This is a genomic window from Halorubrum sp. DM2, assembly GCF_901686465.1.
Taxonomy (GTDB): Archaea; Halobacteriota; Halobacteria; order Halobacteriales; family Haloferacaceae; genus Halorubrum.
This window is the reverse complement of sequence record NZ_LR594487.1, coordinates 1,053,084-1,073,777: the sequence shown is the minus strand read 5'-3', so window position 1 is coordinate 1,073,777 and position 20,694 is coordinate 1,053,084. Positions and strand designations below refer to the sequence as shown.

Genomic DNA, 20,694 nt, shown 5'->3' with positions numbered 1-20,694 from the left:
GGGCCGCAAGCCCGAAACGTGGCACTACGGCCGATTGTAGTTGGATCAGCAAGAGTTATGAACGGTCGACGCGCTCGGTACGCCGAACCCAGCGGTTATGTTTGGATCACTCGTAGAGTCCAGATTGAGAGTTGACCCCGTTATTAAGTTCACTCGGTAAGAGAAGAATGTATGCCCAGTAACCGAGTTACAGTGTCACTTGATGAGGATACTAAGAATACACTGGAGGCACTGAACGATCAAACTGACGAGAGCCAAAGCGAACTGGTTCGCCAAGCGATCGCGTTCTATGCAGCGAACTTCGACTCGGCGAACGCGAGCGATAGTGATCATCTTCAGACGTACTACGAGATGCTCTCGACAGGCGAGCATGTTCTATTGGATATCGATCTACTTCATACACTTTTGAGTCAGGTTGACAATCCGGAAGACCGAGATGACGAGTTTCTCGAAACGATGGATCGAGTGGCTCGTTACCACGCTCAAGAATACGCTGATCGATTTGATTCACTCGAAGATGTACTCGATTGGCTCTCGCTGTGTGGATTCTTGACTGTTAGACGGACTGAACAAGGAAGCTACCACGTTGTCTTTCCCTCCGAATCACTACGCTGGTTTATGATACAGTTCATGCGGGGCAGTATCGCAGATCTCCCGTTTGAAATTGAGATTGAAGAAAGCGTCTCGAAGGTGCTCATAACCGAACGAGATGAGTAAACCAGCATTTTAGAAGGTGAAATTTTCTGCTCTATTGAAAATGCGGTACGTGAGCGGGATCATAGTGTTTTGACGAGTTTCTTGAGGTTGTTGAGAGCGAACGAGAGGATGATCTCACGGAACTGTCGGTACCAGAACTGCGAACGCAGGGCGGAGTCCTGCGTTCGCTTGACTGTTGAGTAGGAGGTTTCTGACATCCATCGCTGTGTGTAGCCTTTTGCTCGGATGAGCGCGTTGTTGGCGGCTGCTTTCGGCGTTGATCCACAGTAGTGGACGAGGTACTCAACGTCTAATGCGGCGATCTCGTATTCGGAGTACCAGTCTTGAAAACCATTGTCGGCAGCAACGGCCCGCAGGTCGTCCGCGTTCCGGCGGACGACCCGCGGGCCAGCCTTCGTGTCGTGCTCACGCCCGATACTGCAGTGAACGTCCAACACCGCCAGCGACTCTGCATCGGTCAATGTCGTCGCTTTCACCGTCTTTACTGTCTGTCCTCTCCGCTGGCAATAGTACTGTGAAGCGTGGGATCGCTCGAAGAACGTGCTGTCGAGTGCAACGTGGCCAGATTGCGGGTGTTGCTGCGCTGAAACGCGCAGCAACGCCCGCCAGATGTACATCTCGTATCGGTCGAACGAGTGGTAGAACGTGGTTGGGTCGGGTGGAGCGTCCGAGCTGATCCCAAGTCGCTCACATACGTCCGGCATGAGGCTGAGCCGATCGACGAGTTCGGCGTAGCTGTGGCCCTCTTCCTTCCGGATACAGTGCGCGACGATGTGAGCCTCGCGGGCAAGCCCGCCCGAGTCGGGCTTGCCCGCTCGATTTCCCAACGCTTGTTTAGCTACACGTAGTGCTGTCTCAACGAGGTCGAGTAACGCGACGCCCATAATCGCTTTCTCGACCTCATTTCCTCAAACCGTTACGGAAGGATCCTGTCGCTATCTTCCATTTTCAATAGAGCAAAATTTTCTAAATCTTAATATCTGTCCTAACGCTTACTAGTTCATATCTGCAGTACGGTTTAGACATATCTCGCACATGTCTGATGTACCTCCCACACATCATTCTTAAAAAATTTTATACTTGTATGTCGAGGTCAAGCTACCAGAGTCCAAACGATCGATAATGATTATTACTCAACACCTCGACGCTGTCGATCCGGAGGCGATGATCTCAATTACGTCTATTAGACCATACCAGATCCCGATCCAAACTCGACGGTCAGGGAATCAAATATCCTCGTTTGGAACACTTCAGTTATGACATCCACACAAACAGACCAAGACGAGATAGAACACACATCCGCGCTCGAAACAGCACGCCGTCAACTCGACGGTGCGGCTGAGTACGTCGATCTCGACTGTGGAGTCGTCGAGCGTCTTAAGCACCCAACGAGGGTGGTCGAAGTTTCGGTCCCCCTGGAACGTGACGACGGTGAGGTTGAAGTCTTTACTGGCTACCGTGCACAGCACGATGACGTTCGGGGACCATACAAGGGAGGTCTCCGGTATCACCCAGATGTCACCGCAGAGGAGTGTATCGGGCTGTCGATGTGGATGACCTGGAAATGTGCCGTGATGGATCTTCCATTTGGTGGGGGTAAGGGTGGCGTTGTCGTGAATCCCAAAGAACTTAGTGACGACGAAAAAGAGCGCCTCACTCGTCGGTTCGCTGAAGAGATCCGTGATGAAGTAGGGCCAAATCAGGATATTCCAGCGCCCGATATGGGTACTGACGTACAGACGATGGCGTGGTTTATGGACGCTTACAGTATGCAACAGGGCGAAACGGTTCCCGGTGTTGTAACGGGGAAGCCTCCGGTCGTTGGTGGGAGCTACGGCCGTGAGGAGGCCCCTGGAAGAAGCGTCGCAATAATCTCGCGTGAGGCGATGGCGTATTATGAGAAGGATATCGAAGAGTCAACAGTCGCTGTTCAGGGGTACGGAAGTGTTGGAGCGAACGCTGCCCGTCTCCTCGACGAGTGGGGAGCCACTATCGTGGCCGTTAGTGACGTGAACGGAGCTATCTATGATTCTACTGGGCTCGAGACCCAAGCTGTTCCGTCGCATAAAGAAGAGCCGGAGGGGGTTATGAAGCACGACGCTCCGAACACGCTCACCAATTCGGAACTCTTGGAGTTGGACGTTGATGTCGTTATCCCGGCAGCAGTCGGAAACGTCATCACATCCGGCAACGCTGATCAGATCCAAGCAGACATCGTGGTTGAGGGATCAAACGGCCCAACGACTGCCGAAGCAGATGATATCCTCGGCGATCGAAATATCAAAATCGTACCGGATATTCTTGCTAATGCCGGTGGAGTGACCGTGTCCTACTTTGAGTGGCTACAGGACATTAATCGCCGCCAGTGGTCCAGAGAGCGCGTCATTACTGAACTGGAGTCGGAGATGATTTCTGCGTGGGACAGCGTCAAATCTGAAGTCGAAGGTCGTGATCTCCGTTGGCGGGAAGCAGCATACGTTGTCGCGCTTGAACGGATCGGGGCAGCGAAAGAGGCGCGTGGGCTTTGGCCGTAATACTCCACTAGAGATCTTCACTTGATTATTTCTCTCAAATACATGTCCGTAGAATCAAGAGACATGAGATGTGACGTATGTCCCAACTAACTCGTAAGAGAGGCCAATTACTGGAAACGTGTCTGGTATAGATGGGTTCCAAACTACGACTCTGACTACGCTCATGTGTAGAAGATTGTTGATGGCTCACCTTCTTGCGGTTTGACAGATTTGTCTTCGGTTCAAGAGTCGTCTTGTAAATCGATCTCCGTGGGGTTTAGCACTCACTTCGAGTTCGACTGAGCTGTATCAACAATCTCCTACAGAAGAGCGCTCTGACTAACTACTGGACGGCATATCATCGATAATTCTTGAGAGTCGACGCTAAATATCTAAAAGCTAGAGTCGACCAAGAGGACCCTGTAAGTCAAGCAGTGGCATTCTCGTTTGATATTGATATATGACGCACACACTAGCTCATACCTTTAGTCCGCTTCAGACGTAGGTTTAACACATCTGATGTGAATCACACACACTATTCTTAAAAGGATTTACACCATTTTGGTTGTGTCGTGTCATCAGGTGTTAACATAAACAATAATGAATATTACGCAACATATCAAGGCTGTCGGTCCGGGCGCGATGGTCGCAGCCGCGTTCATCGGACCGGGAACGGTCACGACCGCGAGTGTAACTGGTGCAGAGTTTGGCTACGCGCTTCTGTGGACACTTGCCTTTTCGATTATGGCAACGATTGTCCTTCAAGAAATGAGCGCCCGGCTCGGGCTTGTCTCAGGTGAAGGCCTCGGTGAAGCACTTCGCGAACGCTTCGATAACAAGATTATCGAGTACGTGAGTATTTTCCTCGTCGTGGGGGCGATCGGCGTCGGAACTGCCGCCTACGAGGCGGGGAACATTCTCGGTGGGGCAGCAGGGCTTGCGACGATCACGGGCATCAGCTCAACCGTGTGGGGTGTTTTGATGGGAGCTGTCGCCGGTGGCCTTCTATTCACAGGGCGGTACAAGCTGATCGAACGGGCACTCGTTGGCCTTGTCATCGTGATGGCTCTTTCGTTCGTGGCATCGGCGATATTGATTGGCCCCGATCTGGGAGCGATCGCGGGCGGATTTGTTCCCAGTATTCCCTCTGGTTCACCGTATCTCATCACCGGTCTCATCGGAACGACTGTCGTGGGATATAATCTATTCTTGCACGCGAGTAACGTTCAGGAACGCTGGAGTGGCCCCGAAGACATCGGGTATTCACGTATTGACACGATACTGTCGATCACTGTTGGTGGTCTGATCACGATCACAATTATGGTGACTGCAGCCGCGGCATTCGAACCAGGGACGCAGATCAGCGACATCGGGAGGATGGCTGAACAACTACAGCCGTTGGCTGGTCCGTACGCGAAGCTGTTCTTCAGTATTGGAATCTTTGCTGCCGGGTTCACGAGTGCGACGACAGCACCACTTGCGGGTGCGTGGGCAACTACGGGCGCACTCGGGTGGGACTCGGATCTTCAAAGCACACGCTTCCGAGCTGTCTGGGGAACGATTCTTTCCGTCGGGGTTCTATCCGTGCTGTTAGGTGGTAGTCCCGTTCAGATTATTGTGTTCGCACAGGTTCTCAACGGGGTTCTGCTCCCGATCGTTGCGATCTTCCTCATCTATGCGATGAACCAGACGGATCTTCTTGGCAAGTATACGAACGGCACGGTAACAAACGTGCTCGGTGTAATCGTGGGCATAATTGTTGTGGGACTTGGCATTCGAACACTCCTCAGCGTTACGGGGGTGGTGTAGATGAACGGGCGCAAAATCGGCGTCGACGTCGGTGGAACGTTCACCGACGTGGCACTCTCTCTTAACGATGAACTCGTGACTGCAAAGGTACCCAGTACTGAAGACCAAAGTGAGGGAGTGATCCACGGGATCGAGAAGGCCTGTAAGGAGGCCGGGATCGACCCCGAAACTGTGGATGAGTTCTCCCATGCGATGACCGTCTCGGTTAATGCGCTTCTAGAGGAGGACGGCGCGAAGACTGCACTCGTGACGACCGAAGGGTTCCGAGACGTCTTGGAAATCGGCCGGCAAACGCGGCCCTCGGTGTACGATCTTGATGCGGAAAAACCGACGCCGCTCGTTCCGAGATGTCGCCGTTTTGAGGTCTCCGAACGGGCGTCAACCGACGGGATCGAACAACCTGTAAACGAAGATGAAGTTCAGGCGATCGCCGAAGAGATCAGCCAAGCGGACGTAGAGTCTGTCGCAGTCGCGCTCTTACATGCGTATGCACACCCCAAGAACGAGAAACGCGTCGCGACTATTCTCCGATCGGAGCTTGATGTCCCCGTGTCTGCCTCGCACGAGGTCCTCGCTGAATTTCGTGAATACGAGCGGACATCGACGACAGCTGTTGACGCGTATGTCAGACCCGCGATCGACCGATACGTAAGTCACCTGACTGACCGAGCACACGATCTCGGTGTCCCTCAACCACAGATTATGCAGGCAAACGGTGGCATCACCGATGCACGTACTATCAGAGAAAACGCGGTGACAACTGTCCTGTCCGGACCCGCAGCTGGTGTAGTGGGGGCGAGTGCGATGGCAGCCGACGACACGGACGACCGCGAGGGCTTAGTCACGTTCGATATGGGGGGAACTTCCAGCGATGTGAGCCTTGTCCGTGATGGGGAAGCTGAACGAACGACCGAGGGCGAAATTAATGATCGACCGATCAAAACACCAATGGTCGATGTAGAGACAGTGGGTGCAGGCGGCGGCTCAATCGCGTGGATCGATGCTGGAGGGGCACTCCGGATCGGACCGCGTTCAGCTGGGGCCGAACCTGGTCCCGCCTGCTACGGCAAAGGAGGCACGGAACCAACTGTCACTGACGCGAATCTCGTCTTAGGATACATCGGAGCGAGTACCAGCCTTGGCGGTGAACTGTCGCTAGATGAAGAGGCTGCACACGATGTCCTCGCAAATCTCGCCGATGAGGCAGGACTCGATGGAGCGCTCGAAGCCGCTCGCGGAGTCTATCGTGTCGCGAACGCAAATATGACCCGTGCTATTCGTTCTGTGACCGTCGAGCGAGGATACGATCCGCGAAAGTTCGGTCTGGTTGCGTTTGGTGGTGCGGGACCGATGCACGCTATCCCGATCGCTGATGGGCTTGATATAGACCAAGTGATTATTCCACGTGCATCTGGGGTCCTCTCAGCGTATGGTTTGCTTGCGGCTGACGAAAAGCGCGACGCAGTGCGGACGTATCAGTGCTCGCTCACTGATATTGACTCTGATGATGTCGATACCGTCTACGATGACCTATCCGAAACACTGCTCGTGGAAATTAGTGATCGCGACGCGGCAACCGTCCGGTACTCCGCAGATCTTCGGTATGCCGGTCAGAGCTTCGAACTCACCGTGGACATCGATCGACCGTTCGACGCGGTGGCTGCGGGTAAGCGGTTCGAGACGGCCCACGAATCGGCGTACGGCTACCAAGCAGACGAGCCGGTCGAACTGGTAAACTGTCGGGTAACGGCGACTGTTCCCCGAGACGCGCCGTCCCTCGAATACACAAGTAGCGGTGGCCTACAGAAGACCACCCGTGAGGCGGTGTTCACCGGCGGTGTGTATGAGACAGCTGTGTATGACCGAGATCGGTTGCCGGCGGCGGGTACTGTCGAGGGTCCTTCGATAATTGAAGGTCCTGAGAGTACTATCGTTGTCCCGCCTGCTTGGAATGTACAAACGCGTGACGACGGTGCGCTAATTGCGGAGGTGAGCGACAAATGAGTGACAAAGACGATCTGATGAATGGAACTGACTCGGAGATTGATCCGGTTACCTTGGAGATCCTCCGAAACCAGTTAGAAAGTATTGCGACTGAGATGGGCCACGTACTCATTCGTGGTGCATACTCTCCAAATATTAAGGAACGACAGGATTGTTCGACGGCACTCTTTGACGCGTCGGGGCGAATGATCGCGCAAGCCGAACACATCCCCGTTCATCTCGGTGCGATGCCCGATGCAGTAGATATCGTTCTACAAAAAGATCCGAAGCCCGGTGATGTTTTCATCGTTAACGACCCGTTCGCAGGTGGAACACACCTGCCAGATATCACGTTAGTCTCAACGATCGCCCCCGACGACGAGATAATTGGATTCGCGGTATCACGTGCTCATCATGCTGATGTAGGTGGTAGTGCACCGGGAAGCATGCCACCGGGTGCTCAAGAGATCTATGAGGAGGGACTCAGGCTCCCCGCAGTTCGGCTCATTGACGGCGGTGATCCAAACGAGGCTATCCACGAACTAATCCGGGCCAACGTCCGAACGCCGGACGAGCGTGCTGCGGATCTCCGGGCTCAACGTGCCGCAAATGCACGTGCCGAAGAGCGTATTGGCGAGTTGCTCAACGAGCATGGATCGACGTTGCTTGAGGCATTCGACGCGGTCATCGATTATTCCCGCGAACGTGTTGAAACGGAACTCAGGGAGCTCCCGAATGGTACGTTCCGAGCAGAGGACGTGCTCGAAGGTGACGGCGTGACCGACGAGGATATTCCGATTGAAGTTGGTGTCACTCTCGACGGAGCTACGATCGATGTTGATTTCGGTGGAACCGCTGACCAGGTGACGGGCAATCTGAATGCGCCACTTTCGGTTGCGAAGAGTGCGGTCTACTTTGTCGTCCGCGCCGTAACCGATCCTGATATCCCGCCCAATCACGGGTGTTACGAACCTGTCACCATCTCTGCGCCTGACGGATCGGTTCTTAATCCGGAGCCGCCAGCGGCTGTGGTCGGCGGGAACGTGGAGACAAGCCAGCGTGTGATGGATGTGACGCTCGCTGCCCTAGCAGAGGCTGTTCCAAATGTTGTCCCCGCCGGAGGCCAGGGAACGATGAACAACCTCATTATTGGAGATCGCACCGGGGAGTTCACGTATTACGAGACGATCGGTGGGGGCTTCGGGGCCCGTCCGGACAAAGACGGAATGGACGGTGTCCAAGTCGGGATGACGAACACCCTCAATACTCCGGTCGAAGCAATGGAAACCGAGTATCCGCTTTGGGTCGATGAATACAGCTTACGCCCATCGAGCGGTGGTGATGGCCACTATCGCGGTGGCTTAGGGCTCGAACGAACTGTCACCGTTGAAACGGATGCGACCGTTTCGCTGCTGACTGAGCGCCGGCGCACTGCCCCCGCAGGAATCGATGGCGGGGAAGATGGTGCAACTGGTCAGAACCTCGTTGACGGCGAGACTGTTCCTGCGAAAGTCTCTATCGATGTTGACGCTGGAACAACCGTCTCGATCCGCACCCCCGGTGGTGGTGGGCACGGTGACCCCAACGAGCGTGAGACGGTGGCAAGGGAACGGGATGAACGCGACGGTAAAGTAAACTGATGACCCGGATTGGTGTCGTCCTTCCCTCCTCGAACACGACCGTCGAGCCGGAGTTCCGCTCGATACTTCCGGACAATTGTACGATCCACGCTGCTCGAGTTCCTCTCGAGGACGTTACGGCTGATGAACTCGATGTGATGGCGGATCACGCCGAACGTGCTGCGTCGCTGCTCTCACATGCCTCTGTTGACGGCGTTGCCTACGCTTGTACTACCGGAAGCCTCATCCACGGCTCTGGATTTGATACACGCTTGGAATCCAGATTATCTGATGTCATTGATGCCCCAGCGATTGCGACCGCACGGTCGGTCGTCAGAGGACTAAATGCGCTCGACGCAGACAAAGTCGCCGTCGCAACACCGTATGCGGCAGAACTGGATCGGCTGGAGCGAGATTACCTAACTGAGAACGATATTGAGGTGGTTTCAATCGATGGCCGAGGTCTCGTTGAAAACACGACAATTGGGAAATTGGATGCTGTAGATGCCGAAGAGCAGGCGAAATCGGTTCTTTCGACGACTCCTGAAGCGGATGCGCTGTTCATCTCGTGTACCAACTACCGATCTATTCCAGCGCTGATGTCCTTGGAGACAGAATTCGATATTCCGGTTGTCTCAAGTAATGCGGCAACAGTTTGGGACCTCTGTAATCAGGTCGGCATTCAGCTGGATAGCTCTGTTAAAATCCCATTCGGCAGACATATTCTCGACTGAAACAGCAGGTAAATAAGAGGTGTAAATTGACCGCTGAGAATCTTACCAGTTCGAAATGATGTTCGGAGCACCGTGCAAGATGTAGCGCGCGTATCTTGTACAGAAGCTCTTCAGAAAACGAGCTGGTCGGAGCGGTCAATACAGGCCACCACGTGACTGGCCAATACGGGAGAACAGTTATCAGAGCCTGTGCTAATATAATTGAAAGTGGATTCGTATCCAAGGTTTATTCTCACTGCTGTGACGGGATTACTGATTGGCATACCCCTGTATCTAGCTATCTTCACACCTGAGATACTCTCCCTCGAACTGTTCACGAGTCTTGGATTCTAGGTTCCCGTAGCTATTCTCCTCTTCGTGATGATCTTTGGATTCTGGATAGGTCAGAGATCGAATCTCACGTGATCCGCTCTCTAGCGGTAATTACTCAAGAAGTACGTTCAACGAGCGGATGGTTCATCCGATTTGACGCGAAATAAGTTAAGCCAACGTGCTGACTCCATCTCTAAGTCTTGTACTGGCCGGCCTGCTAACTCCTAAATATATACTGTCATTTTATTATTTTCGGTGCGCGCCAGCAGAACTCTAAATGTGTTGAGAAGGTACTAGTATTAGACATTCACGAAAAGGGGTTCTATTTTATATACTGAACCCCACAAAACGGAAAGTGTGACTCGCGTCGCGATATACGCCCGCGTCTCAACCGATCGCCAAGACCACGAGCGACAGATCCGCGAGCTCGAGGAGTTTGTCTCCGAGGAGTATCCTGACGCAAGCGTCGAGCGGTTTGCCGATGTTATCTCGGAGACTGACGACGAGGGTGGCGCGGAGTATCGCCAGCTTCGCGAAGCGATCGCCGATGGGGAGATCGGTGCTGTCGTTGTTCATGAGCTGTCTCGACTCTCCCGACTCGGTGGTGGCGAGATCCACAACTTCCTCCAACACGCTCTCGAACACGAGACGAGCGTCCGAGACCTCGAGGTTGGCCTCGATCTCGACGTCGACGACAGCATGGTCGATCAAGCGGTCACCCGGATGATCGCTGGACTCATGGGCGACCTCGCTCGGATTGAACAGACACAGAAGGTCCGCCGAATCCAATCGGGAGTTGACGCTGCTCAGGAGGCCGGTAAATGGACCGGCCGGCCGCCGACCGGGTTCGAGGTCGTTGACGGTCATCTCCGAGTTGATTCCGAGGAGTACCTTCGAGTTCGCGCCGGCATAGAACGGGTCGCCGCCGGAGAATCGATTGCCGATGTTGCCGACGACATCGGTGTCGCCGCGAGTACACTCCGAGAGCTGTATAATGACCGTGCGGAGCTATATCTCTGCGGCGAAGCCGATGACGATCGCGTTGACGCCGCCCTCAAGGATATCCGCCCGCTGAGTGAGCCGGCTGCCGAACCCGCCGAGGACCTCAATAAGCGACTCAGACAGCTCGAACAGAAGGTTAAAAATCTCGACTGAACGCAGTCAACAGTAGATCTATCTGATCTATGTTAGTTGGGGAGTGTAAGATACAGAGGTTGTAGTCCGCAAATGGGATTTATTTGTTCTGAGTTCCAATTCCAGCGGGAGGCTGGCGACAACGGTACGTTCCCATAACTTACCTGTGTAGCGGGTCAACCCAAACCTAGCCATAACATGCCTCCAGCAGATTCCTCTCAGCAACAGACGGAAGAATCCCTTAGTCATCCGCCTATTCCGTGTGATGCGTGCGAGTCTGCTCTCCACGCCACAGGTGGTCACACGGTGTCTTTCCTTCTCTTGGATCAACTCACCCTCCCTCTTGTTGGCTGTGATGAACATCTTGAGCAGTTCACCTCGATTTCTGGGTTTACGACCGAGAACACAGCTGAACTAATAGACCATCGGCCAGCCGGTGGTATCAACTGTCCCAGTTGCCACCTCGCACGACATAGTCCAGACCACCCCGTGATCCCCGTACAGGATGGAGCAGTTGCTATTCTTACCTGTCCAGAACATCAATCAGAGATCGTTGATCGGTTCTACACAGGCCTTGAGACGCAACAGCAGCTTACTGCTTCCCTCGATACCCTCCAGTAGACCCAACAATTCCAATTCACACGGCCCTGCTGAGACTCTCAAAAACACTTCCCGAAAATAGTGAAACAGTGGCATCTATTTCGGAGTTGATAGGTAGAGGTGTGTAAGACTTAGAGGATGAGTTCAACGTTAGTATCGAATCAGATATTTTATTCCACAATTTACATGACCTACCACAATCAAGCTCTTTCACATAGCCTATGTCAGAAAAGTCGCCCGGCAGGTCCTCCAGCAAATCTTCCAGTAGGCCCTCCAATTCACGATGGTGGTATGGCGTCGCGTTCTTCATCGGAGTTTTTGTGATAGTACAGGCCTCATACGGTATTCTTCAATTAGTGAGCGAAACACAGGCCGGTTCTCCACCAAGCCTCGTGCCCTCCGATCCAGAGACTGGATTGCTATTCTTATTCTCCTTGCTCTCGGTGGTAGCGACCGTTCTAATCGGGGGCCTTCTAGCCCCACTATACTCCTTATGCCTCTATCTCGATGCCAGAGCACTCCGTCAGGAAGATATCGACTGGATACCAAACCGGGTGCTGTGGAGCGGCGTTGCCATACTACACTTGGGTTCGTTTGTGTTTTCGGCTGTACAACTAATCACGATTCCGGCCGGTGTAGCGTATCTTTACAAGCGTCACAAGGAGATCGGCCTCGGATAACCACGCAAACCGTTTTATTCGCGGTGACCGACTTGCAAGTTCTCACGGCTAATTCAGTATCAATACCGGGAAATAAACGCCGTAACAAGAGTTCCATGAGGCCCTCGTGTTCCTCCAAGAGGTCTACAAGGATGTCGAGGACGCAGCCGACGAGCTCGCAGAACGGCTCCAGGTGCCCGGGGGCGTCTCGCATGGGGGCATGACCACGCTCGCGGAATACGCGACCGTCGAGGTCGAAGACAACACGCTCGTGCTCGAATCGGCGACGCAGTAAGCTACTCGATTTCGGGGCCACTCTCGTCGGTGCGCCCCGGGAGTTCGAGTTCGATTTCGAGTTCCGGCTCGTCGACGCCCTCGTACTCTACTTCCAACTCGACTGGTTCCCTGAACGCGAAGGGCAGTTCCCAGTCGTCGCCGATGATTATCAGTTCGTTGTCGTCGCGGAGCTGTTCGCAGAACGCGATCAGGACCGCCCACCTCGCTTACGTCCAGTCGATCTGTCTCCTCGAAGTTCCGTCCCGACCGAATCGTCGATCGCGATCCAGCCGTCGGTGTTTTCGCATTCGATGAACACTACCTTTCTTGAATAGTGGGACGGTTGTAGTCCTCGATCCTAACACTAGTGTAGAGATGGCCTTCTACGAGTGGAATGTCCCTCTCTGGACATCTCTGAGCGTATGCGAAATTAACAACGACGGGACCGAAGAGATACTCGTCGGATACGGTGGTGGGCGAGTTGTTATGCTTACCTATTCGTCGTGACTGACGTTCGCTGATCGTACCAGAATCGCCATACTACCACGCACTGTCTCTCATCCTGCAGTATGAGAACGCAACGATCTACACCGACTGACGATGAACCGAAGAACGACACTACAACGCGACGGCGCTACCTCAAGGGCACGCTCGGCGCTGCTGCCACCGTTGCGGCTATCCCCGCTCTGAGTGGTGTTGTAGCCGCACACTTTCCCCTTGAACTTGATATCGATATTCAACCAAATAACGCAGAGAATTTTATTGACGTAGACGAACACGACTCAGTATCGGTTGCCGTCCATCCCTCGGAGTTCCTCAACGGTGATGGTGAACGAGAGACGTTCGACCCCACGGACGAACCTGTGCGCTATCGGTTCGGGTCCCGGTTCGTTGTTCAGGACGGCGAAGGTGCACGCCCACTTGCCGACGGGGAGGTCACTGAGATCGAAAGCTCTCATGGTGACAGTCACGAAGTGCTAGTTCTGGATTTCCCGGTTGACGACATGGGACTTGATGGTGAGGAGGAGACTGGATGGCTGTACTGGGAGCGTGATGACACCGGCGAACACGGCTACGCTGGCGTGGACTCCGTCAGAGTCTACGGTACGGAGACATCAAACCGAGCATCTCTAGATTTGCTGAGACAATTGTTGAGCGGACGCACTTAATCGCCAGGGCGCGAACAATAGCACTGGATGGGAAATTCGGATAGATCGAGTGGCGACGATCATTTTGGAGAGCGACGATGAACAACGTTACCGGCGACTTGGCGGTCGCCACCGTGGTCGGTAAGTGGAACGACGCTATCGGCTTCGACGATGGCGTGTGGGCTCGGTGAAATAATCAGCGTCCGACATCCGTGGCCGGTGAGAGTCTCACAACCTCCAGAAACAACTCTATTTGTACTAGTACAATCGGACCAGTAGTATTTAGTACTGGCTTCGACATAGCATATATTGTGGTAAAACTAACTATCCCATATATACGGTAGGGTTCGAGAAAGGAATCCGACAATCAAACACATGAACTGCCCAGACTGCGATAACGACCGCACACGTGTCCTCGATACAGGCTCAAACGCGAGTGGAGATACTGTGCGGCGGCGGCGCGAATGCTGCCGTTGTTCGTTCCGATTTACCACATACGAGCGCCCAGAATGGGACTCGCTCCAAGTAAAAAAGCGGAACGGAGACATTGAGCCATACGACAAGCAGAAACTCCGTAACGGCATCATTCGAGCCGTAGAGAAACGACCAATAACAGACGAGCAAGTCGCAGAACTGCTGGAGACAGTCGAGGCAGAACTGCGGGCCAGAGACGAACGGATTATCTCGTCGAGTCTGATCGGCGATCTTGTCTCTGAGAACCTTCGGACACTTGATCAGGTAGCCTATATCCGATTTGTCTCAGTTTATAAATCATTTTCTGAGCCACAAGAATTCCTAAAAGAGCTTGATGCGGTCTTAGATGCGGAGCTAGACGATTTCGAAGACCCGAACAGATCACAATGACACAAACGCACACGAAACAGACGTACTAATGAGTAAGAACGAAACCACGAGTGGAGAAGCAGAGTCCGACATCTTCTCCGAACGAACACATCTGAAACCGTACGAGTACAGCGACTTCCGTGACTACACTGATGCGATACGCAACAGTTACTGGGTACATACGGAATTCAACTTCTCGGGCGACGTCCAGGATTTCAAGGTTAACACGACCCCTGCGGAAAAGACCATTATTAAGCGGACAATGCTGGCTATCGCACAGATCGAGGTGCAGGTGAAAACCTTCTGGTCAGATATCTACGAAGAGATGCCTAAAGCAGAGGTCGGCAATGTAGGTATGACCTTCGCGGAGAGCGAAGTGCGACACATGGACGCCTACAGCCACCTGCTTGAGATTCTCGGCATCGAAGACGACTTCGAGCAGGTGACTGAGGTTCCTGCTATAAAAAACAGAATCGAGTACCTTGACCGGTGTCTAGAAACTAACGAAGAGGATGACAAACAGGAGTATGTGAAAAATATCCTCCTGTTCAGTACGTTTGTCGAGCACGTCTCGCTCTTCAGCCAGTTCCTGATAATGACGAGCTTCGACAAGCACGAGAAGAAGTTCAAGGGGATCGCAAACGCCGTCGAAGCAACCAGCAAAGAAGAACAGATCCACGGGCTGTTCGGAGTTGAATTGGTCGAGACGATCAAAGAAGAGAACCCGGAGATGTTCGATGATGAACTCGAAGCGGATGTCCAAGAGGCTTGTCAGCAGGCTTACGAGGCTGAGATGGACATTCTCGACTGGATCTTCGAGGACGGCGAGCTGGAGTTCCTCCCCCGAGAGCACGTTGATGAGTTCCTGAAGGATCGGTTCAATCAGAGTCTGGAGAACGTCGACGTGGACCCAGTATTCGAGACCGATGACGAGCTGCTCGAAGAGACGCGGTGGTTCGATGAAGATATTATGATGACCAAGGACAACGACTTCTTCAGCAAGCGGTCGACCACGTACAACAAACACACACAGAGCGTCACGGCAGAGGAGATGTTCTAATAATGTCGCAAGCAGAACTCACCAAAGTAGAAAAAGAACACCAGGAACCGTTCTACTGGTTGAACGACGACAGCGTCGAGTTCCTCCGAGAGGGATACCTACTCGAGGGCGTTGATCCGAAAGAACGGATCAGACAGATCGCAGAGAACGCCGAAGAGATCCTCGACGAAGACGGCTTCGCAGACCGGTTCTATGAGTATATGAGCCGCGGGTACTACAGCCTCGCCAGCCCGATCTGGGCAAACTTTGGACTGGACAGAGGCCTCCCCATCAGCTGCTTCGGCAGCTACATCGAGGACAGTATGGAGAGTATCCTATACACCCACGCCGAAGTGGGTGAAATGACGAAGCTGGGCGGAGGTACGAGCGGATACTTCGGTGAAATACGTCCACGAGGCAGTCCGATCACGAACAATGGAAAAAGTAACGGGAGTTATAGTTTCACGGAGCTCTTCGACACCGCGATCAACGTCGTAAGTCAAGGTGAAACCCGGAGAGGCCAGTTCGCGGGCTATATCGACATCGAGCACGGCGACCTCGATGAATGGCTCAACATCAAGACCGAGGGTGACCCGGTGCAGGATATCTACTACGGCGTCATCATCGGCGACGACTGGTTCCAAGAGATGGTCGACGGCGATACCGAAAAGCGAGAGAAGTGGGCGAAGATCATTGAGACGCGGATCAATATCGGCGTCCCGTACATTATCTTCAGAGGCAACATGAATGAGGGGAAGCCGCAGGTGTACAAAGACAAGGACTACCAGATCAATGCGTCGAATCTCTGTACCGAGATCGCGCTCCCCGCTAACCCGGATGAGAGTTTCGTCTGCTGTCTCTCAAGTATGAATGCGCTCCACTACGACGAGTGGAAGGACACGGACGCGGTCGAGACGTTGACTCGCTTCCTCGACGCCGTGATGGAGGAATTCATTCAGAAAACGGAAGGGACGCAGTTCATGGAGCGAGCTGTACAGTTTGCCAAGCGGCATCGAGCTATCGGTATCGGTGTCCTCGGATGGCACAGCTACCTCCAGAGCAACATGATCCCGTTCGATAGTATGGAGGCGATGCAGAAGAACGAGAGCGTGTTCCAGACGATCAAAGAGAAGAGCTACGCAGAGAGTGAACGACTCGCCGACGAGTTTGGCGAGCCAGAGGTGCTCGAAGGGTACGGACGGCGGAACACAACCACGATGAGCGTGGCCCCGACAAAGTCGAGCAGCGTCATCCTCGGACAGGTAAGCCCGAGTATCGAACCGCTGAAGGCGAACTACTTCGTGAGAGACGGCGCGAAGCTCAAGTCAACCCAGAAGAATCGGTTCCTTGAGGCAATCCTGAAGGAGCGAGGGAAAGACAACAGAGAGGTCTGGGATAGTATCGCAAATAAAGATGGTAGCGTACAGCATCTCGACTGCCTGACGGATGAAGAGAAGGATGTGTTCAAGACCATGGCCGAAATCCCACAGATGGCCATCATCAACCAAGCAGCGCAGAGACAGGAACACATCGACCAGGCGCAGAGCATCAACATCTCGATCGACCCTAGCGAAGTCAGCACAAAGGAGATCAATCAGCTCTACATCAAAGCATGGGAGAAAGGCGTGAAGAGCCTCTACTACCAGAAGAGTGTGAATGCCGCACAGAAGTTCAGCCGAAATCTCCTCGAGTGTAAGGCCTGCGAGAGCTGATATTCATATTGGAAGTTTTATATTATAGTCGCGTATAAAATTTTTTAGATTTCATATCTATTCGTTCAAAACCTCGGAGGATGATTTTGATGCGTGCCTTCTATTCAGAACCGCTCAACATGAATCAATACTGGGTTCAGGCGTGTACCCTCTACTGAGGATCTCCGGCACGTTTCCAGACGTGAAGAGACCGGCGCTTCGTGCTGTGGCAACTCGTTCGACATCACTCACGAGCCGTTCGATAACCGTTTGTGCCCCTCTCGGGTACGCACGCTGGACGATCCCCTGCTTATTCGCGAGGAGAATTAACCCATAGTGCGGGAACTGGTACTCAACCACAATCTTACTTACTGTAGACCGCCAAGAGTTGCGAAACTGATGGATCCGCTTGACGACAATCTCCCCCGGCGGCAGGTTCTCAAAGCAGCAGTGGCGGCTGGGGGTGTAAGCGCACTGAGTGCCTGTTTAGATATGGCTAGCTCGGAACCGGTTCCGACCGGCGATTCGAACGCGAAACCCTCACGCCAACACGCTTGGCAGGAGTATATCCGCCACGATGAGCACGGGAACTCCCAACTCCCGAAACACCAGATACTCCTTTATATTATCTTTGATGGGGATGGACAGCCGTCGGCTGACACCCGTTCAATACTTGAACAAGCACTGACGGGTCTCGATCGAGCCTACGAGTGGAGTCATAAGGGCCTACTTCACTCGATCGCGTACTCGCCGTCGTACTTCGAACGGTTCGATCAATCTCTTCCTGAGAACGTGGACCTCCCCCGACCAACGGCGCTCTCGCCGTTCGAATCCCCTACGTTCGATACACAGGACGCAGTTATCCACCTCGCGAGCGACCGAGCCGACGTTGTGCTCGAAGCCGAGCAGGCTCTTCGAGGTGAGCAGGACCAAGCGAATGGCGTATCCGTCGAAGCCCGACTTACCGATGTCGCGACGATCGATTCGCGACGGACCGGGTTTGTCGGTGCTGGACTTCCGGCACAGCACCAAGATGCGGCTGGTATCCCCGACTCAAATCCGGTTCCGGAAGCTTCGCCCCTGTTTATGGGATTTGAGGCCGGATTCAAGGGGAACCAAGCGACCGAGGACTATGTCACTATTCAAAACGGTCCATTCGCGGGCGCAACGACGAAAGTTATCGCCAACCTTCGTCAGCGACTTGACGACTGGTACGACGAGCAGTCCTTCGAGGAACGAGTAACGGAGATGTTCAGCCCTGGTCACGCCGACAAGGATCTTGTCAAGGGTGTCGGATCGAACCTCGGCTCTGATAGCGGTATTGATCAGTTTATTGGCGATATCGAATCAGATGCGAAAACGCACAACCGCGTTGGCCACGCGCAGAAGGCTGCCCGTGCGAACCGCGACGCAGACGGGAACGTGAAGCTCTTCCGCCGACACTTCGAGTCGACAGACGATATCGGGTCCGACCAGAAGGTAGCGAGCCTCCACTTTCCTTCGCTCCAGCGCCGTATCACCGACTTTGAGGACGTCCGTCGGGCGATGAACGGCACAGATCTTACCAAAGTGACGCCGGCAATCCGACAACGTGTCAACAACGGTATTCTCGAATACATTTTTGTCCGCCGTCGCGGGAACTTTCTCGTTCCGCCTCGTCGACATCGGGAGGTGCCGACGCCACAACCTGAATCGTAGTCTTGGGTATTGAAAACCCCGAAAACGATTCGATGACCGAACCACAATCGTCTTTCTGTACGGGCCTCAACATCAGATATGAATCGACGTGCGTTTCTCCGGGCTGGTGCCGTTCTCACCGGATCAACTGCTCTCGCCGGCTGTACAGGACTGTTCGAAGTGCCGGCGACGGGGGAACCGTCAGTCCCGGAAGATCGGCCGGATGCGATCTACGTCCCAAGTCACATTGAGGGAATGGAGATGTCCGGAATGGGCAAGCAGGGCGACTACGCGTTCGGGCTGATGTATAGCTACGCCCACCGCTTCTGGAACGTCAACGGCGACTCAGTTTCGAAGACCGAAATTCAGAACGATGACGACGTTCATCTGATGGCGACTGTATGGGACCCTGAGACGATGACGGTGCTTCCGGAAACCGGACTCTCAGTCGAGATATACCGAGACGACTCGCTGGTCTCGCAAGAAGCTATTTATCCGATGCTCTCACAGCCGATGGGATTTCACTACGGAGCAAACTTCGGACTGGATGGAGACGGGGAATACACAGTCCGTCTGAGCGTCGGCGCTCTCCCTACGCGCCGGTCAGGAGCATTTCAAGGGCGATTCTCCGAGCCAACGACCGTCGAAATCCCGTTTGAGTACAGCCAGCAGGCGAAAGAGGAAATCATGGTCAAGCAGGTGGAAGACGAGTCCGGAACCCCTGGGGCTGTTGACCCGATGGAGATGGAAATGATGCCCAGTTCGACAGCGCCGGCCGAAAACGATTTCCCAGGCAGGGTCATCGGCTCCGGGATGAGCAACGACGCGAAGTTCGTTGTGACCGTCCTTGATACGCCGCCAGCTGGTATTGATCGTGACGGGCAGTACGTCGCCGTGTCCGCACGGTCCCGGTACAATCGAATGATTCTCCCTGCGATGGGACTGGAAGGAACGCTTTCGAGGGGAGGCGAGACAGTTTACGAGGGTGAATTTGTGCGGACGCTCGATCCGGATCTGAACTATCACTACGGCGCAGTTGTTACTGGTGTTGAGCCAGGCGACAAGCTCCTGTTACAAACAACCGCCCAGCCACAGACCGCGAGACACGAGGGATATGAGACGGCCTTTGGCGGCCTTATGGGTGGAATGGAGGATGTGACCATCACTGCCGAATAGCGGGCAAAATGTACTCCTCAAACGCACTTGTGGTGTAGAGAAGACGGTGATACGTTCCCAGATACAACGCGACCGACGCTTTCAAGCGCGCCCGTGCTGGTGAGTCCGGCGAGGAGGTGACGACGTTTTATCCGGTGGTGATCTGTTCGACATCGTTCACGAGTCGTTCGATGTCCGTTTGCGGTCCTCTCGGGTACGCACGCTCGACGATCCCCTGCTTATTTATGAGGAGGATCAGCCCATAGTGCGGGAATTGGTACTCAAGATTCTCGTACTGATCGGCTGACGCCTTCTCAATCTTGAGCCCAAAATGCTCGTCTAACAGTTCCTGACCTCGTTCGTAGCTTTCCGGGCGGAGGAAGTGCCAATTGTTCGCATCGAGGTTTACTCCTTGCTGGCCGGCGTACTCACGGAGGGTTTCGGCGGTGTCGCGCTCGGGGTCGAACGTTTGTGCGAGGAATACTGCCTCATCGCCGTATCCATTTCCGGTAGCAGCTTCTTGTGCGCGACGAAGTCGGAGGATGAGCGCGGGACACACCCCGTCCGGGCAGTTCGTGTAGAACGATGTCCAGAGGATGGCACGCTCACCCTCATACTCAGAAATTGATATCTCTTCATCCGTGATCGGGTCCGGGACGGTGAAGTGTGGCATCTCATCGCCGTAGCTCGGGTGAACGGCCTCGCTTAGGTCCTGTTCTGGGGGACCGAGGACAGTTCCCTCAGCACCTTCGTTACCGAGCACGCCAAGACAACCAGCGGTACCG

The 20,694-nt window shown here is 54.0% G+C and carries 16 protein-coding genes and 3 pseudogenes; 14 read left to right on the top strand and 5 right to left on the bottom strand.

The features are described from left to right. Positions 1 to 171: 171 nt before the first annotated feature. Entirely contained in the window at positions 172 to 717 is a 546-nt protein-coding gene (locus QOL69_RS05530; RefSeq protein WP_283402353.1) for a ribbon-helix-helix protein, CopG family, read from the top strand. A gap of 59 nt (positions 718 to 776) precedes the next feature. Here the strand turns inward: QOL69_RS05530 and QOL69_RS05525 are convergent, their stop codons facing one another. Further along, a complete protein-coding gene (locus tag QOL69_RS05525) occupies positions 777 to 1,601 on the bottom strand; it encodes a transposase (RefSeq protein WP_283402352.1) in 825 nt (274 codons plus the stop codon). Between the two features lie 372 nt (positions 1,602 to 1,973). Between QOL69_RS05525 and gdhB the strand changes: the two genes are divergently transcribed. The 6 genes from gdhB (at position 1,974) to QOL69_RS05495 (ending at position 10,842) form a co-directional block, all read left to right on the top strand. Beyond that, positions 1,974 to 3,251 carry a glutamate dehydrogenase GdhB gene (gene gdhB / locus QOL69_RS05520; protein ID WP_283402351.1) on the top strand — a complete coding sequence of 426 codons (1,278 nt, stop codon included), beginning with the start codon at positions 1,974 to 1,976 and terminating at the stop codon, positions 3,249 to 3,251. 579 nt (positions 3,252 to 3,830) lie between these two features. Then, positions 3,831 to 5,039, top strand: a complete 1,209-nt coding sequence (locus QOL69_RS05515; RefSeq protein WP_283402350.1) for an Nramp family divalent metal transporter — start codon at positions 3,831 to 3,833, stop codon at positions 5,037 to 5,039. Continuing rightward, the gene (locus tag QOL69_RS05510) at positions 5,040 to 7,043 is read left to right on the top strand and encodes a hydantoinase/oxoprolinase family protein (protein WP_283402349.1); all 2,004 of its coding nucleotides are present in this window, start codon (positions 5,040 to 5,042) and stop codon (positions 7,041 to 7,043) included. It begins immediately after the preceding gene. After that, complete coding sequence (locus QOL69_RS05505; protein WP_283402348.1) at positions 7,040 to 8,662, top strand: hydantoinase B/oxoprolinase family protein; 1,623 nt, start codon at positions 7,040 to 7,042, stop codon at positions 8,660 to 8,662. The genes QOL69_RS05510 and QOL69_RS05505 overlap by 4 nt, the downstream gene beginning before the upstream one ends. Further along, positions 8,662 to 9,375, top strand: a complete 714-nt coding sequence (locus QOL69_RS05500) for a maleate cis-trans isomerase family protein (protein WP_283402347.1) — start codon at positions 8,662 to 8,664, stop codon at positions 9,373 to 9,375. The genes QOL69_RS05505 and QOL69_RS05500 overlap by 1 nt, the downstream gene beginning before the upstream one ends. A gap of 669 nt (positions 9,376 to 10,044) precedes the next feature. After that, the gene (locus QOL69_RS05495) at positions 10,045 to 10,842 is read left to right on the top strand and encodes a recombinase family protein (protein WP_283402346.1); all 798 of its coding nucleotides are present in this window, start codon (positions 10,045 to 10,047) and stop codon (positions 10,840 to 10,842) included. 616 nt (positions 10,843 to 11,458) lie between these two features. Here QOL69_RS05495 and QOL69_RS05490 read toward each other — a convergent pair. Beyond that, the gene (locus QOL69_RS05490; RefSeq protein ID WP_283402345.1) at positions 11,459 to 11,731 is read right to left on the bottom strand and encodes a hypothetical protein; all 273 of its coding nucleotides are present in this window, start codon (positions 11,729 to 11,731) and stop codon (positions 11,459 to 11,461) included. 458 nt (positions 11,732 to 12,189) lie between these two features. Here QOL69_RS05490 and QOL69_RS05485 point away from each other — a divergent pair. Further along, a pseudogene (locus QOL69_RS05485) lies at positions 12,190 to 12,342 on the top strand (DNA starvation/stationary phase protection protein); the annotation flags it as partial. Between the two features lie 34 nt (positions 12,343 to 12,376). Here QOL69_RS05485 and QOL69_RS05480 read toward each other — a convergent pair. Then, positions 12,377 to 12,629, bottom strand: a pseudogene (locus QOL69_RS05480) (amphi-Trp domain-containing protein). Between the two features lie 296 nt (positions 12,630 to 12,925). Between QOL69_RS05480 and QOL69_RS05475 the strand changes: the two are divergent. The 4 genes from QOL69_RS05475 (at position 12,926) to QOL69_RS05460 (ending at position 17,098) form a co-directional block, all read left to right on the top strand. Further along, positions 12,926 to 13,525: a hypothetical protein gene (locus tag QOL69_RS05475; RefSeq protein ID WP_283402344.1), complete on the top strand. Its 600-nt coding sequence runs from the start codon at positions 12,926 to 12,928 to the stop codon at positions 13,523 to 13,525. 354 nt (positions 13,526 to 13,879) lie between these two features. Continuing rightward, on the top strand, positions 13,880 to 14,368 hold the full coding sequence (gene nrdR, locus QOL69_RS05470; protein WP_006630753.1) for a transcriptional regulator NrdR: 489 nt from the start codon (positions 13,880 to 13,882) through the stop codon (positions 14,366 to 14,368). Between the two features lie 28 nt (positions 14,369 to 14,396). After that, on the top strand, positions 14,397 to 15,407 hold the full coding sequence (locus QOL69_RS05465; protein ID WP_283402343.1) for a ribonucleotide-diphosphate reductase subunit beta: 1,011 nt from the start codon (positions 14,397 to 14,399) through the stop codon (positions 15,405 to 15,407). Between the two features lie 2 nt (positions 15,408 to 15,409). Then, a complete protein-coding gene (locus QOL69_RS05460) occupies positions 15,410 to 17,098 on the top strand; it encodes a ribonucleoside-diphosphate reductase subunit alpha (protein WP_006630751.1) in 1,689 nt (562 codons plus the stop codon). 201 nt (positions 17,099 to 17,299) lie between these two features. Here the strand turns inward: QOL69_RS05460 and QOL69_RS05455 are convergent. Further along, positions 17,300 to 17,434: pseudogene (locus QOL69_RS05455) on the bottom strand (SCO family protein); the annotation flags it as partial. Between the two features lie 42 nt (positions 17,435 to 17,476). Here QOL69_RS05455 and QOL69_RS05450 point away from each other — a divergent pair. Then, positions 17,477 to 18,775 (top strand): DUF7405 family protein, encoded by a 1,299-nt coding sequence (locus QOL69_RS05450; protein ID WP_283402342.1) that lies wholly within the window; start codon positions 17,477 to 17,479, stop codon positions 18,773 to 18,775. Between the two features lie 78 nt (positions 18,776 to 18,853). Further along, a complete protein-coding gene (locus QOL69_RS05445; RefSeq protein WP_283402341.1) occupies positions 18,854 to 19,930 on the top strand; it encodes a DUF7350 domain-containing protein in 1,077 nt (358 codons plus the stop codon). A gap of 127 nt (positions 19,931 to 20,057) precedes the next feature. Here the strand turns inward: QOL69_RS05445 and QOL69_RS05440 are convergent. Then, a partial coding sequence (locus tag QOL69_RS05440; RefSeq protein ID WP_283402340.1) for an SCO family protein occupies positions 20,058 to 20,694 on the bottom strand: 637 nt, incomplete at its 5' end.

What these genes read in the sequence shown, in the direction of transcription:
- QOL69_RS05530 (WP_283402353.1), top strand. Translation starts at nt 172, where the DNA reads ATGCCCAGTAACCGAGTTACAGTGTCACTTGATGAGGATACTAAGAAT.
- QOL69_RS05525 (WP_283402352.1), bottom strand. Translation starts at nt 1,601, where the DNA reads ATGGGCGTCGCGTTACTCGACCTCGTTGAGACAGCACTACGTGTAGCT.
- gdhB (WP_283402351.1), top strand. Translation starts at nt 1,974, where the DNA reads ATGACATCCACACAAACAGACCAAGACGAGATAGAACACACATCCGCG.
- QOL69_RS05515 (WP_283402350.1), top strand. Translation starts at nt 3,831, where the DNA reads ATGAATATTACGCAACATATCAAGGCTGTCGGTCCGGGCGCGATGGTC.
- QOL69_RS05510 (WP_283402349.1), top strand. Translation starts at nt 5,040, where the DNA reads ATGAACGGGCGCAAAATCGGCGTCGACGTCGGTGGAACGTTCACCGAC.
- QOL69_RS05505 (WP_283402348.1), top strand. Translation starts at nt 7,040, where the DNA reads ATGAGTGACAAAGACGATCTGATGAATGGAACTGACTCGGAGATTGAT.
- QOL69_RS05500 (WP_283402347.1), top strand. Translation starts at nt 8,662, where the DNA reads ATGACCCGGATTGGTGTCGTCCTTCCCTCCTCGAACACGACCGTCGAG.
- QOL69_RS05490 (WP_283402345.1), bottom strand. Translation starts at nt 11,731, where the DNA reads ATGAAGAACGCGACGCCATACCACCATCGTGAATTGGAGGGCCTACTG.
- QOL69_RS05475 (WP_283402344.1), top strand. Translation starts at nt 12,926, where the DNA reads ATGAGAACGCAACGATCTACACCGACTGACGATGAACCGAAGAACGAC.
- nrdR (WP_006630753.1), top strand. Translation starts at nt 13,880, where the DNA reads ATGAACTGCCCAGACTGCGATAACGACCGCACACGTGTCCTCGATACA.
- QOL69_RS05465 (WP_283402343.1), top strand. Translation starts at nt 14,397, where the DNA reads ATGAGTAAGAACGAAACCACGAGTGGAGAAGCAGAGTCCGACATCTTC.
- QOL69_RS05460 (WP_006630751.1), top strand. Translation starts at nt 15,410, where the DNA reads ATGTCGCAAGCAGAACTCACCAAAGTAGAAAAAGAACACCAGGAACCG.
- QOL69_RS05450 (WP_283402342.1), top strand. Translation starts at nt 17,477, where the DNA reads ATGGATCCGCTTGACGACAATCTCCCCCGGCGGCAGGTTCTCAAAGCA.
- QOL69_RS05445 (WP_283402341.1), top strand. Translation starts at nt 18,854, where the DNA reads ATGAATCGACGTGCGTTTCTCCGGGCTGGTGCCGTTCTCACCGGATCA.